Raw genomic sequence first — 12,134 nt, 5'->3', positions numbered from 1 at the left:
TCGGATGAGGGCGGGCGGGCCGGCGGTGCGTAGGCTCACCCGCATGAACGAGACGGGCACCGGCGACACCGGCCTGCGCGAGCGCAAGAAGCAGCGGATGTACCAGACCCTGTCCGACACCGCCGTCCGCCTCTTCCTGGAGAGGGGCTTCGACGCCGTCTCCGTCGCCGAGGTGGCGGCCGCCGCCGAGATCTCCAAGCCGACGCTCTTCCGGTACTTCCCGACGAAGGAGGATCTCGTCCTGTACCGGTTCGCCGACCACGAGGGCGAGGCCGCGCGGGTCGTGCGGGAGGGGCCCTCGCCGGTGGAGGCGTTGCGGCGGCATTTTCTGGACGGGCTGGAGCGGTTCGATCCGATCACCGGGCTCAATGACGATCCGCACGTCCTCGCCTACCAGTCGATGCTGTACGGGACTCCCGCGCTGGCCGCCCGTCTGTACGGCTATCTCGAACGCTCCGAGGCGGCGCTCGCCGAGGCGCTCGGCGGAGGGCTGGACGCGCGGCTGGCCGCCGGGCAGATCGTCGCCGTGCAGCGGGTCCTGGCGCTGGAGAACTGGCGGCGGATCGCGGCGGGGGAGCGGGCGGCCGACGTGCGCGGGGACGCGGTGGCGGCGGCCGAGCGGGCGTTCGGGCTGTTGGAGGCGGGGTTGCCGCGGCTGACCGTTCGGTGAGGGCCGACGCGCCTGAGGCTCGGTAAAATATTTAACCCGGTTACGTTTTTTGGGTACGCTCGGTGGAATGACGTCGACCGACCCTGCCCTGCACCACGCCCTGCGCCACGAACGCGCCCACCACGACCGCTGCCGCGCCGCCCTCGCCGCCATGGTCGACGGGGCCCAGGAACACGTCGTCACCGGCGAGGACGTCTCCGCCTCCGGTGCCGACGCCGAAGTGCTGGGGTACCAGCTGCGCAGCCGCGCGAAGGAGATGCGCGAGCTGCCCGAGGGGCCCCTGTTCTTCGGGCGGCTGGAGACCGATCGGCAGAGCCTGCACATCGGGCGGCTGCGGATCACCGAGCGCCCGGCCGACCCGCCCCTGGTCGTCGACTGGCGGGCTCCCGTTTCCCGCGCCTTCTATCAGGCCTCCGGCCGTGACCCGCAGGGGGTCGCCGTCCGGCGGCGGTTCGGGTGGGCGCCCGGCAGCCGTGGGGACTCCGCCGACCTCACCGGGCTGGAGGACGAGCATCTCGACCGGGGCGAGTCCCGGGCCAGCGAGATCGTCGCCCGGGAGATCGAGCGGCCCCGCGTCGGGCCCATGCGGGACATCGCGGCCACCATCCAGCCCGAGCAGGACGATCTCGTACGCGGAGATCTCGCCCTGTCGGTGTGTGTGCAGGGTGCGCCCGGTACCGGCAAGACCGCCGTCGGCCTGCATCGCGCCGCCTACCTGCTCTACACCCACCCGCAGCGCATCCGCCGCGGCGGCCTGCTGATCCTCGGTCCCAACCGGACCTTTCTGACGTACATCTCCCAGGTCCTTCCCGCCCTCGGTGAGACGGGCGTCCGGCAGTCGACGCTCGGGGAGGAGATCGCCCGGAGTCCGGTGCGTGCGGTGGACGGTGAGCGGGCGGCCGTCGTCAAGCACGACGTCCGGATGGCGGAGGTGCTGCGCCGGGCGCTGTATGCCCGGGTGGGTGACCCCGGCGGGGCCCTCGACTCCCTTGTCGTTCCCGACGGTTCGTATCGGTGGCGGGTCTCGGCGGACGAGCTGGGTCGGATCGTCGCGGGGGTGCGGGCCGAGGAGACGCCGTATGCCGTCGGGCGCGAGCGGGTGCGTACGCGGGCCGTACGGCGCATTCAGGAGCAGGCCGAGCGGCGGGCCGGGCCGCAGAGTGGCGCGTGGGTGCGGAGGATCTCGGGGGCGCGGGCGGTCGGGGCGTACGTCGACGCCGTATGGCCACGGGTCCGGCCCGAGGAGGTCGTGGCCGCGCTCTTCACCGACCCGGCCGTGCTGGAGGCCGCCGCCGACGGGCTGCTGGACGGCGACGAGCAGAAGGCGCTGCTGTGGGCGAAGCCGCCGCGGTCGTGGAAGTCGGCGCGCTGGTCGGCCGCCGACCTCGTGCTGCTCGACGAGGTGGCCGGGCTCATCGAGCATCCGAAGGGGTACGGCCATGTCGTCGTCGACGAGGCACAGGACCTGTCGCCGATGGAGTGCCGGGCGATCGCGCGGCGGGCGGTCTTCGGGTCGGTGACCGTGCTGGGGGATCTGGCGCAGGCGACGACGCCCTGGGCCGCGCGGTCCTGGGAGACGGTGCTGCGGCATCTGGACAAGCCGGACGCGGTGATCGTGCCGCTCACGACGGGGTTCCGGGTGCCCGGGGCCGTGCTGGCGCTGGCCAACCGGCTGTTGGAGCGGCTGGACGTGGAGGTGCCGGCGGCGCGTTCGCTGCGGGGCGACGGGGAGCTGCGGTTCCGGGAGGCCGACGGCGATCTGGTGGGGGCGGTCGTGGATGCCGTGCGGGACGCACTGGGCCGGGAGGGGTCCGTGGGGGTCGTCGCCGCCGACGGGGACGTGGGGCGGGTGCGGGAGGCGCTGGGGGCGGCCGGGATCGCTGTGGGGGGTGCGGACGAGCTGGGGGCGCGGGTGGCGGTCGTGCCGGCGAGTGTGGTGAAGGGGCTGGAGTACGACCATGTCGTCGCCGTGGAGCCGGCCGCGATCGTGGAGGCGGAGGAGCGGGGGTGGCACCGGCTGTATGTGGTGGTGACGCGGGCGGTCGCGGGGTTGGAGGTGGTGCATGGGAGACCGCTGCCGTTCTGAGGGGCGACGGGGGGCGACGGCCTCCCATGGGGCGTTACGCGGCGTCGAGGATCGGTATCAACTGCTCCTCCTCGTACGTCAGATGCGCCTCCAGCGCCGCCGTGAGGCGCTCCACCTCGGCGCGGGCGGCCGCCGGCTCCGGGTCCTCGGCGGTCATGACGCGGCGCAGGTCCTCGACGAGTTCGGCGATCCGCTCGTGCTCCTTGCCCAGTCGGGCCAGCGCGGGCGCGAACTCGGGGTGTCGGTCGGCCAGGACGGGGAACATGCCGAGGTCCTCGCCGGTGTGGTGGTTGTGGAGGCCCGCGCAGAAGGTGAGGCAGTTGACGCGGAGCTGGGCGCCGAGGGTGGCACCGCCCTTGGTCATCTCCTCCCGGATCAGGGCGAGTTCGCGGCGGAAGGCGTCGTGGACGACCTTGATGGCCTCGCCCATGGAGGACGCGTTGATGTTCGGCGGGCCGCCCTGGGCGATCTCGTGCAGGGCCACGACGGGGATCACCCGCCGCGTCTTCTCCTGGTACGCCGCCCAGCCCGGGTCCGCCTCCACGGCCCGTGCGAACGCCCGGTCCCGCTCTTCGCCGTCGAGGACGACCGCCCTCGCCTCGTAGGTGAACGCGCCGCTCTCGACGGTGACTTGGGGGTTGGCGACTAGGTTGTGGAACCACGCCGGGTGGCTGGGGGCGCCGGCCGCCGAGGCGATGACCAGGACGCGGTCGCCGCCGTCGGGGAGGTAGCCGACGGGGGTGGTGTGCGGGCGGCCGGTGCGGGCGCCGGTGGTGGTGAGCAGGAGGAGCCGGGCGCCCTCGAAGTAGCCGCCGACACGGCCCTTGTTGGCGCGGAACTCCTCGATGACCTGCTGATTGAAGTCGTTGGGCATGCTCTGCTTTCTGTGTCTCTTTCGCTGTCGCTGGTTTCCGTACGGAGGGAAGGCGAAGAGAAAGAGGCGGGCTCCTGGCCCGCCGCCGCGACCTCACTCAGAGGCCGGGCAACACCCAACTCGCTCACGGCACAAGGCCGACCCGGCAGTCATGGACCTGACGGTAGCGCAGTGCCACGGCCGGGGGAGATCCTTTTTCCGATGCCTCCTCTCGCCCTTCTGTTCCTGGATGTCGACGGAACGCTCATCCCCTTCGGGGCGGAGCGGCCGTACGCGCTGTACGAGCCGCCCCACCCCCTGCCCGACACGGCCGCCCACCCCCTCCTCGCCCGCATCGACCCCGCACTCGGGACCCGTCTGGCCCGGCTCGCCGAGCTCGGCTGCGAGCTGGTGTGGGCCACGACCTGGATGGAGGACGCGAACACCTCCGTCGCGCCCTGGCTCGGACTGCCTCCGCTGCGAGTGGTGGACTGGCCGGAGGAGGGCGACGAACCCCGGCTCGGGCCCCGCGGCCTGCACTGGAAGACACGGCCCCTCGCGGCCTGGGCGGCCGGGCGCCCCTTCCTCTGGGTCGACGACGAGATCACCGACGCCGACCGGGCCTGGGTGGCCGGCCACCACCCCGCGCCCGCCCTCCTCCACCGGGTCGACCACCGCTACGGCCTCACCGACCGGGACTTCACCGTCCTGGAGGAGTGGCTCACCGCAGGTGGCGGCCCAGCAGTTCGGTGACCCGGGTGATCCCGTCCGTTCCGTGTCCGAGTCCGACGACCCGGCGGGCCTGGCCCTCGGCGGCGCGCATCAGGCTCGCGTCGATCCCGTGGGACTCGGAGGTCTCGATGACGTGGGCCATGGTGGACACGGCGGAGGTGATCGGGTTGAGCTCGCCGGAGTAGGTGCCGTCGTCGGCGTCCCGCGCGAACTCCTCGAAGAGCGGCGACATGATCGCGCCGATGCCCTGCGCATGGGGGAGCAGTTCCCGCGCGGTGATGCCCTCGGCCCGGGCGACGGCCAGGGCGTGCGCGTAGCCCGACATCGCCGTCCAGAAGATGTCGAGCAGGGCGATGTCGAACGCGGCGGCCCGGCCGAAGTCCTCGCCGAGGTGGGTGTGGGTGCCGCCGAGCGTCTCCAGCACGGGCAGGTGCTCGCGGTAGAGGTCCTCCGGACCGCTGTAGATGACCTCCGCTTCGGGCGTCCCGATGGTCGTGGTCATCGACATGATCGCGCCGTCCAGATAACGGATGCCGTGCGTGGCCGCCCATTCCGCCGTGTCCCGGGCCCGGGCCGGGGTGTCGGCGCACAGGTTCACGACCGTACGGCCCTTGAGCGCGTCGGTGACCGGGTCCTGCCGCAGTACGGCGTCGGCCGCGTCGTAGTTCACCACGCAGACCACGGTCAGTGGACTGGCGGCGACCGCCTCCGCGGGGGACGCGGCGGCCGTGGCACCGCGGTCGAGGAGTTCCCGGTCCCGGCCCGGGGTGCGGTTCCAGACGGTGACCCGCAGCCCCGCGTCCAGGAACGCGCCCGCCAGAGCTCGGCCCATCGGGCCCAGACCGAGGACGGTGACGACGGATTCGCCGACGTAGGTAGACATGACTCAACTCCCTGTAGGGTGGCGATAATTGATGACAAAAGGGGTGTCGTATGAGGGGTGGGACATGACGCATCGGCGCCACGACCCGAATGTGTGCGGGGTGACCGCCGCGATCTCCGTGATCGACGGCAAGTGGAAGACGTCGCTGCTGTGGCTGCTGGAGGACGGCCCCCGCCGCCCGGCGGAACTGCGCCGCAGGCTGCCGGGCCTCAGCGAGAAGGTGCTGACCCAGGCGTTGCGCGAGATGGAGACGGACGGGCTGGTGCACCGGGAGGTGTACGACGTCCTGCCGCCGAAGACCGTCTACTCGCTGACCGGTTTCGGCCGCGACCTGGCCGAGGCGCTCGGCCCGCTGTCGGACTGGGGCCACCGCCGCCTGGATCGCATGACCGGCGGCCGGCCGGTCTCCCTTCCCTGAATCTCCCCTCCGTCCGTCATCTGCCCCTCGTCCGTCCGGGCACCTCGTCGATCACCCACATCAAGGGTCGGGCGACGGTCGCGCGCTGCCAAGTACGCACAAAAAAGTGGGTATCGGGGGTACGGCTACGACCGCGCCAGCTCCTCCCGGAAGCCCTGGCGCCACGACGGATAGCGCGGCTCCCAGCCGAGCTCGCGCCGGGCCTTGGCGTTGGAGAACCCCCGCCCCTCGGTCATCATCGTCACCACCACGTCCCCGGCGAGCAGCCGTGCCAGCCACTTGGGGACCCGCAGCGGAGGCTTGGCCCCCGCGCATTCGGCCAGATACGGCAGCCACTCACTGGCCGGCGCCGGTTCGTCGTCGACGATGTTGAACACCCCCCTCGCCCGCTGCTCCACGGCCAGGACGGTGGCGCTCGCCGCGTCGTCGAGATGCACCCAGGAGCAGTAGCCGGTACCGCCCCCGACCAGCGGGAACTGCCGTTTGCGGACGAGCTCGACCTGGTCGTCGGTGGCGCCCGGCCCGTAGAACCCGCCGTAGCGCAGCACCGTCCCGTCGGCCTTGAGGACCACGTCCTGGATGTGCCGGACCGCCTCCCCCAGCGCGCGCAGCCTGCCCGTCTCCACGGGCAGCGGGTCCTCCTCCGTCTTCACCCAGCCGCCCTCGCGGATCCCGTTCCAGATGGCGGCGCTCTGCGCGACGACATGGGGGCCGCCGGTCGCCGCCGCGGCGGCCAGCAGGTGGTCGGTCCCCTCGGTGCGCAGCCGGTTGGTGGTGGCGAACCAGCGGTCGAAGTGCCTGATGTCGGGCTTGCCGGAGTGCGGCGCGGAGATCGCCGTCATCTGGTGCACGATCACGTCCGGCCGGGCCGCCGCCACCGCCGCGGTGACGGACGGGCCGTCGAGCCCGTCCATCACGACGCCCTCCGCGCCCATCCGCTTCACCAGGTCGAGCTTGGCCGCGCTCGTCGTCGTGGCCGTCACCTGGTGCCCACGCTCCACCAGCCGCGGCACCAGCCGTCGCCCGATGACCCCGGTCCCACCTGCGACGAACACCCGCATGACACTCACCGTCCCGAGTCCGGAATACGCCTGTGAAACCTAGGACGAGACGGCTCGCCCGCTGTGTGACATGGCGGGGAGGCGGCGGTCACCCCGGGCCGGGGTCCGTGGTCCGGGGTCCGCGTTCCGCGCGTCCGGCCTCAGCCGCCGAGCACGGGCAGGGAGAGACCGCATTGGACGGGCTTGGCGTGGGCGGGGTCGAGGGCGTTGCTCACGAGCTGGGCGGCGTTGGTGTCGTAGGCGATCGACACATGCTCGGAGAGGTCCTCGGGGCAGACGTCCTGGATCGTGATGTTCCGGACCTTCGCGCCCGGTCTCGCGGTCAGGAACTGGTTCGTGTACGGGGTGACGACCTCGTCGAGCCGGGTGGCGATGACGGTGTAGTGGACGCCTGGCTGTGTGTCGCCGTCCCGGTCCAGCTTCTGGTTCACTTCCGAGCCGACCATCTGGTCCGACCACGCCTGGCCGACAACGGCGGAGATGGCCGGGTTGAGGCCCAGCGCGGTGGCCAGTGTGCCGAGGCCGAGGGCGGTCGTGCCGTGGTTGGACGGCGCCAGGCCGATGAGCCGGCGCACCTTGTTCTGCTTCGGATGCGCGGGATCCGTGCCGCCCTCGAACCGCAGATACCAGCGGGGCGTCACGCCGCCGCCCTGGGAATGCCCGACGAGGTCGACCTGGCGGGCGCCGGTGGCCTCGAGTACGCGGTCGACGTATCCGGCGATCTGCCGGGCGGAGACCGGGACGGGGCCGCTCGCCTTGAACGGACTGCCCGGCGCGCCACCGTAGTTGGGGGCGAAGACGCAGTAGCCCTGTTGCTTCAGCCAGGGGGCCAGCATGCTCCAGTTGGCGTGGGCGTTCGCCCAGGTCGCGTGCAGCAGTACGACGGGACGCGGATGCTTGCGCGTGGGACGGCAGCCCCAGTCGTCGGCTCCGGCCGGCGGCGCATCCGGGTGGAGGAACCCGCCGAGGAACGCCGCGGGGCCATCGAGGAGCCGGCCCGGTGGCCGGGGAGGCGCAGGGGTGTCGGACGCGGCCGCCGCGGGTGTGCCGGACGCCGCCGCCATGCCCGGAAGAGCCCCGGTCAGCGACAGGGCGAGCCCCGCACAGACCGCGGCCCACCTGGCGCGCAGCCGGTTCGACCGTCCCCGGGAAACATTCCGATCCGCCACGCGCCACTCCTCGCCTCAGGCCGGCCGAGCGCCGACGCGAAGATGATCGAGGAGCGGATCCGCCCAGGGCCCAACAGCCGCTCGCGGTACTACTTATGGAGCAGGCCGCTTTCATCCGTCCAGCCCACGGGAGACGAGGGGCGCGGAGCCGCGCTTCAGTTCCTTGACCTCAAGCGGAGTTGGGGTTTTAGCGTGCAGTGGACGTGATCACCGGCTGACCACAGAGACGAGACGACGATGATCCTCGTGACCGGCGCGACCGGAAACATCGGCAGTGCTCTGCTGAGGGAGTTGCACCTGGCCGGCGCCGCCCCCGTGCGCGGTCTGACCCGTGACGCGGCGCGGGCCTCGTTCCCCGAGGGCGTCGAAGCCGTCGAGGGCGATCTCGCGCGGGCGGATTCCCTGAAGGCCGCGTTGGCGGGGGCGCGCTCGCTGTTCCTGTTGTCGGGCATGGGCGCGGAGGCCGAGGTCCTGGCGGCTGCCCGGCAGGCAGGCGTGGAGCATGTGGTGCTGGTGTCGTCGATCACGGTGCAGACCCATCCGCATCTGCCCGCGGCCGGCCAGAACCTGGCCGTCGAGCGGTTGCTCAAGGACAGCGGCATGGCCTGGACCGTCCTGCGGCCGACGCAGTTCGCCTCGAACACCTTGTGGTGGGCGCCGGCGATACGCGAGCAGGGCGTGGTCCGGGCGCCGTACGCGGACATCGGGCTCCCCGCCATCCACCCCGCGGACATCGCGGCGGTGGCCCGCGCGGCGCTGACCGAGCCGGGCCATCGGGGGCGGACGTACGTACTGACCGGGCCGGAACCCGTCACGGCCCGTCAGCAAGTCGCCGCCATCGCCGCGGTGTCGGGGCGGGAGGTGTCCTTCGTCGAGATCAGCCGGGAGGAAGCCCACCGGCAGCTGGCGTCCCTCATGGGAGACGAGACCGCGGCCGCGGTCCTCGACCTGATGGGCGGGGACGTCAATGACGACCTGCTGACGGTGCACGACACCGTCTCCCGGCTCACCGGGTCCGCGGCCAGGCCGTTCCGGCAGTGGGCGTCGGACAACGCCGCCGCCTTCCGGTGAGAGCGCCCGGAAGTCCCCTCCTCTCGCCGGCCTGACCTAACCCTCCTATGTGGAAAGGGAGTTGCCGGTGCCGAGGTGCCGTGTGTCGTTGAGCAGGTGCACCGACGCGCTGCCGTCCGCGTAGTAGGCCACCGCTCTCCCCCGCCACGCACGCTCTCGCCGCCCGAGCCGCCCGAGCCGCCCGAGCCGCCCGAGTGTCAGGACGGGGCGAGGACGCAGAACTCGTGGCCCTCCGGGTCGGTCAGGCACGTCCACGGGACGTCGCCCTGGCCGAGGTCGAGGTCGGTGGCGCCGAGGGCCCGCAGCCGGGACACCTCCGCTGCCTTGTCGTCACCGGGGTACGGCAGCAGGTCAAGGTGGATGCGGTCCGGCACGGTCTTCACGCCGGGCGTGCGGAGGAACTCGAGATACGGGCCGACACCCTTGGGGGAGCGAAACAGCGCATGCTCGTCGGTCACCTCGTGCAGGGTCCAGTCCATCGCCTCACCCCAGAACCGCGCCATGGCCCGCGGATCCGCACAGTCGACCACCATCACGGCGATCGGCCCGGTGTCCCGGTGGATCTCCCGGGGCTCCAGCACGCAGAACTCGTTGCCCTCCGGGTCGGCGAGGACCGTCCACGGCACATCGGCGCCCTGGCCCACGTCGACGGGCCTCGCCCCGCCGGCCTTCAGGTGCGCGATCAACTCCGCCTGATGGGCCGCGGAGGTGGTGGCGAGATCGAGGTGCACACGGTTCTTCGTCGCCGTCTTGGGCCCCGGGACGGGAACGACGTCGATGCCGACGACGACCGGGTCCGGCCAGACGGGTCCGCCGGCGGGGCCGACGTAGGTGCTCACGCCGGCGCTGTAAGCACTCCAGCCGAGCGCTTCCGCCCAGAACCGGCCGACCGCCGAGGCGTCAAGAGCCTTGATGTTCAGATGAGCAGGTCGCAGTGCCATGCCGACGATCCTAGGGACCTGCTCGGCAACGGCATCCGCCGGTATCGTCGCCGAAACAGAGATCGACTCGCTCACCGGCCGCCGTGCTCAACGTGCCAACCAGCGCGCTCAGCCCTGCCGGGTGACCCGCTCACTCGCAGATGAAGTGCCGAGACACAACGTGGCGTGGCGCACTTTTGCAAGCGGCTGCTTGCAATAGTTAGCGGGGTTGAGGCAAGGTGGAGGCATGGCATCGCTCAACGTCGGCAATCTCGGTGAGTATCTGCGTGAGCAGCGGCGCAACGCGCAGCTGTCACTGCGGCAACTCGCCGACGCCGCCGGGGTGTCCAATCCGTACCTGAGCCAGATCGAGCGCGGGCTGCGCAAGCCGAGCGCGGAGGTGCTGCAGCAGGTCGCCAAGGCCCTGCGGATCTCCGCCGAGACGCTGTACGTGCGTGCCGGCATCCTCGACGCCGAGCGGGACCGGGACGAGGTGGAGACGCGCGCCGTCATCCTCGCCGATCCCACGCTGAACGAGCGGCAGAAGCAGGTGCTGCTCCAGATCTACGAATCCTTCCGCAAGGAGAACGGGTTCGGGATATCCCCGGAGACGGGGGAGGCCGCCGAGGTGGTCGAGCCGTCCGAGGCGGTCCGACTGGCCGACGTGGGTACCCGGCAGAGCGACAGCCAGGAGGACGCGGCGGACACGGCGGACGCTCAGGGCAGCGACGCCGCCGTACGCCGCAGCCGTACGACCCGCAAGACGCGCACCACCCGCACGTCCCGCACCACCCGCACGACCCGTACGTCCGACGGCAGCGACGCCGACCCGGAGAACCCGAACAACCCGCAGCAGTCGGCCGGCTGACCGAGCACCGGTCGTACGCGCGCCACGACAGGCACGCGTAGGCACGCAAGGGCACGCGACGGCGAGCAGCCGTCCGGCCGACCGGCCGTCCGCGGAACCCAAAACCCTCACCTCACAGCAAACCGGGAGGACCATCACCATGGCCATCGCCGACGACCTGCGTAAGACCCTCAGCGACCCGACCCCGCTCTACTTCGCCGCCGGCACCGCCGACCTGGCCCTCCAGCAGGCCAAGAAGGTGCCCGGCCTGGTGGAGCAGCTGCGCGCCGAGGCGCCGGCCCGGTTCGAGGCCGTTCGCAACACCGACCCGAAGGCCGTCCAGGACAAGGCCACCGCCCGCGCCAAGGAGGCCGGTGCCAAGGCCAAGGAGGCGCAGGAGACCATCCAGGCCAAGGTCAACGAGTTCATCGGCAGCCTGGACGCCGACATCAAGAAGTTCGGCAGCAACCTGGACGCGGACTTCAAGAAGTTCGGCAGCAGCATCGACGCCGACCTGAAGAAGCTCGGCGAGACCGCACAGGACATCGCGCTGCGCGGTGTCGGCGTCGCCGCCGAGTACGCCGTGAAGGCCCGCGAGACCTACGAGAAGGTCGCCGAGCACGGCGAGCAGGCCGTGAGGACCTGGCGCGGCGAGGCGGCCGAGGAGATCGAGGAGCTCGCCGTGGCCGTCGAGCCGAATGCCGAGCCGGTCGAGGTCAAGGAGGACAAGGCCGAGGCCAAGCCCGCGGAGGCCACCCCGGCCGCCGCCGAGGCCACCCCGGCCAAGAAGGCCACCGCCAAGAAGACCACGGCACGCAAGACCCCCGCCAAGAAGACGACTCCGCCCGCCAAGTAACACGGACGGGTGAACAGGGGCTGTTCGACACGGGCCGGGCACTTACGGAGTGCTCGGCCCGTTGTTCGGGTAGCGGCCCTGGGGTTGCGGGTACGGTGACCGCGTAGGTACGAGCCGATTCAGGTGGTGGACGTTGTGCTGATGCAGGGCTTCGCGGGGTTCATGTGGCTGCTGAGCATGGCCCTGATCCTTTTCAGCGGCTTCGCGCTGATCGACGCGGCCACGCGCCGCGAGGACGCCTATCGCGCGGCCGACAAGCAGAGCAAGCCGTTCTGGCTGATCATCCTCGGCCTCGCCTTCGTGGTGAACCTGATCTTCAACATCCTGTCGTTCCTGCCGATCATCGGCCTCATCGCGACGATCGTGTACATGGTCGACGTCCGCCCCGCGATCAAGAGCCTCCCGGGCGGCGGCCGCAGCAGAAAGGGCGGCTCCAGCAGCGACGGCCCCTACGGCCCGTGGAACGGCGGCCGCTAGTCGGCGCCGCTCAGGGGCACGCCCCACAGGGGCGCGGGGCTGCGTCGATGTGCGGCTCCGCCGCGTGGGCGCCAGCCACAATGCACCGTTG

The 12,134-nt window shown here is 71.7% G+C and carries 13 protein-coding genes; 8 read left to right on the top strand and 5 right to left on the bottom strand.

Going from position 1 to position 12,134, the window contains the following annotated elements; genetic code table 11:
* The first annotated feature begins 43 nt into the window (after positions 1 to 43).
* Both ABD932_RS06360 and ABD932_RS06355 read left to right on the top strand, forming a co-directional pair.
* Positions 44 to 670, top strand: a complete 627-nt coding sequence (locus ABD932_RS06360; protein WP_345009456.1) for a TetR/AcrR family transcriptional regulator — start codon at positions 44 to 46, stop codon at positions 668 to 670.
* Positions 671 to 737: 67 nt separating this feature from the next.
* Complete coding sequence (locus ABD932_RS06355) at positions 738 to 2,756, top strand: HelD family protein (protein ID WP_345009454.1); 2,019 nt, start codon at positions 738 to 740, stop codon at positions 2,754 to 2,756.
* A 34-nt stretch (positions 2,757 to 2,790) separates the two neighbouring features.
* Here ABD932_RS06355 and ABD932_RS06350 read toward each other — a convergent pair whose 3' ends face one another.
* Positions 2,791 to 3,630 (bottom strand): nitroreductase/quinone reductase family protein, encoded by an 840-nt coding sequence (locus ABD932_RS06350; RefSeq protein ID WP_345009452.1) that lies wholly within the window; start codon positions 3,628 to 3,630, stop codon positions 2,791 to 2,793.
* Between the two features lie 201 nt (positions 3,631 to 3,831).
* On the opposite strand from ABD932_RS06350, the gene ABD932_RS06345 reads away from it, so the two are divergent.
* The gene (locus tag ABD932_RS06345; RefSeq protein ID WP_345009450.1) at positions 3,832 to 4,362 is read left to right on the top strand and encodes an HAD domain-containing protein; all 531 of its coding nucleotides are present in this window, start codon (positions 3,832 to 3,834) and stop codon (positions 4,360 to 4,362) included.
* Here the strand turns inward: ABD932_RS06345 and ABD932_RS06340 are convergent.
* Positions 4,331 to 5,224, bottom strand: a complete 894-nt coding sequence (locus ABD932_RS06340) for an NAD(P)-dependent oxidoreductase (protein WP_345009448.1) — start codon at positions 5,222 to 5,224, stop codon at positions 4,331 to 4,333. The genes ABD932_RS06345 and ABD932_RS06340 overlap by 32 nt on opposite strands.
* 64 nt (positions 5,225 to 5,288) lie before the next feature.
* Here ABD932_RS06340 and ABD932_RS06335 point away from each other — a divergent pair, with 64 nt between their 5' ends.
* Positions 5,289 to 5,642, top strand: coding sequence for a winged helix-turn-helix transcriptional regulator (locus ABD932_RS06335; RefSeq protein ID WP_126393163.1), 354 nt, complete (start codon positions 5,289 to 5,291; stop codon positions 5,640 to 5,642).
* 125 nt (positions 5,643 to 5,767) lie between these two features.
* On the opposite strand, the gene ABD932_RS06330 is transcribed toward ABD932_RS06335, so the two are convergent.
* Both ABD932_RS06330 and ABD932_RS06325 read right to left on the bottom strand, forming a co-directional pair.
* A complete protein-coding gene (locus tag ABD932_RS06330; RefSeq protein ID WP_345009444.1) occupies positions 5,768 to 6,703 on the bottom strand; it encodes an NAD-dependent epimerase/dehydratase family protein in 936 nt (311 codons plus the stop codon).
* Positions 6,704 to 6,843: 140 nt separating this feature from the next.
* Positions 6,844 to 7,872, bottom strand: a complete 1,029-nt coding sequence (locus ABD932_RS06325; RefSeq protein WP_345009442.1) for an esterase/lipase family protein — start codon at positions 7,870 to 7,872, stop codon at positions 6,844 to 6,846.
* A gap of 237 nt (positions 7,873 to 8,109) precedes the next feature.
* Here ABD932_RS06325 and ABD932_RS06320 point away from each other — a divergent pair, with 237 nt between their 5' ends.
* Positions 8,110 to 8,943 (top strand): NAD(P)H-binding protein, encoded by an 834-nt coding sequence (locus ABD932_RS06320; protein ID WP_345009439.1) that lies wholly within the window; start codon positions 8,110 to 8,112, stop codon positions 8,941 to 8,943.
* A 197-nt stretch (positions 8,944 to 9,140) separates the two neighbouring features.
* Here ABD932_RS06320 and ABD932_RS06315 read toward each other — a convergent pair whose 3' ends face one another.
* Complete coding sequence (locus ABD932_RS06315) at positions 9,141 to 9,884, bottom strand: VOC family protein (protein WP_345009437.1); 744 nt, start codon at positions 9,882 to 9,884, stop codon at positions 9,141 to 9,143.
* Between the two features lie 226 nt (positions 9,885 to 10,110).
* Here ABD932_RS06315 and ABD932_RS06310 point away from each other — a divergent pair, with 226 nt between their 5' ends.
* The 3 genes from ABD932_RS06310 (at position 10,111) to ABD932_RS06300 (ending at position 12,043) form a co-directional block, all read left to right on the top strand.
* On the top strand, positions 10,111 to 10,731 hold the full coding sequence (locus ABD932_RS06310; RefSeq protein ID WP_345009435.1) for a helix-turn-helix domain-containing protein: 621 nt from the start codon (positions 10,111 to 10,113) through the stop codon (positions 10,729 to 10,731).
* 139 nt (positions 10,732 to 10,870) lie between these two features.
* On the top strand, positions 10,871 to 11,566 hold the full coding sequence (locus tag ABD932_RS06305; RefSeq protein ID WP_345009433.1) for a hypothetical protein: 696 nt from the start codon (positions 10,871 to 10,873) through the stop codon (positions 11,564 to 11,566).
* A gap of 141 nt (positions 11,567 to 11,707) precedes the next feature.
* The gene (locus ABD932_RS06300) at positions 11,708 to 12,043 is read left to right on the top strand and encodes a DUF2516 family protein (RefSeq protein ID WP_175647832.1); all 336 of its coding nucleotides are present in this window, start codon (positions 11,708 to 11,710) and stop codon (positions 12,041 to 12,043) included.
* Positions 12,044 to 12,134: the final 91 nt, after the last annotated feature.

The sequence above is a fragment of the Streptomyces shaanxiensis genome, assembly GCF_039537145.1.
Lineage (GTDB): Bacteria > Actinomycetota > Actinomycetes > Streptomycetales > Streptomycetaceae > Streptomyces > Streptomyces shaanxiensis.
This window is presented reverse-complemented; position numbering and strand designations above follow the sequence as displayed.

Coding starts and splice junctions, on each gene's coding strand:
- ABD932_RS06320 (WP_345009439.1), top strand. CDS start 8,110: ATGATCCTCGTGACCGGCGCGACCGGAAACATCGGCAGTGCTCTGCTG.
- ABD932_RS06360 (WP_345009456.1), top strand. CDS start 44: ATGAACGAGACGGGCACCGGCGACACCGGCCTGCGCGAGCGCAAGAAG.
- ABD932_RS06315 (WP_345009437.1), bottom strand. CDS start 9,884: ATGGCACTGCGACCTGCTCATCTGAACATCAAGGCTCTTGACGCCTCG.
- ABD932_RS06350 (WP_345009452.1), bottom strand. CDS start 3,630: ATGCCCAACGACTTCAATCAGCAGGTCATCGAGGAGTTCCGCGCCAAC.
- ABD932_RS06300 (WP_175647832.1), top strand. CDS start 11,708: ATGCAGGGCTTCGCGGGGTTCATGTGGCTGCTGAGCATGGCCCTGATC.
- ABD932_RS06335 (WP_126393163.1), top strand. CDS start 5,289: ATGACGCATCGGCGCCACGACCCGAATGTGTGCGGGGTGACCGCCGCG.
- ABD932_RS06345 (WP_345009450.1), top strand. CDS start 3,832: ATGCCTCCTCTCGCCCTTCTGTTCCTGGATGTCGACGGAACGCTCATC.
- ABD932_RS06305 (WP_345009433.1), top strand. CDS start 10,871: ATGGCCATCGCCGACGACCTGCGTAAGACCCTCAGCGACCCGACCCCG.
- ABD932_RS06310 (WP_345009435.1), top strand. CDS start 10,111: ATGGCATCGCTCAACGTCGGCAATCTCGGTGAGTATCTGCGTGAGCAG.
- ABD932_RS06355 (WP_345009454.1), top strand. CDS start 738: ATGACGTCGACCGACCCTGCCCTGCACCACGCCCTGCGCCACGAACGC.
- ABD932_RS06330 (WP_345009444.1), bottom strand. CDS start 6,703: ATGCGGGTGTTCGTCGCAGGTGGGACCGGGGTCATCGGGCGACGGCTG.
- ABD932_RS06340 (WP_345009448.1), bottom strand. CDS start 5,224: ATGTCTACCTACGTCGGCGAATCCGTCGTCACCGTCCTCGGTCTGGGC.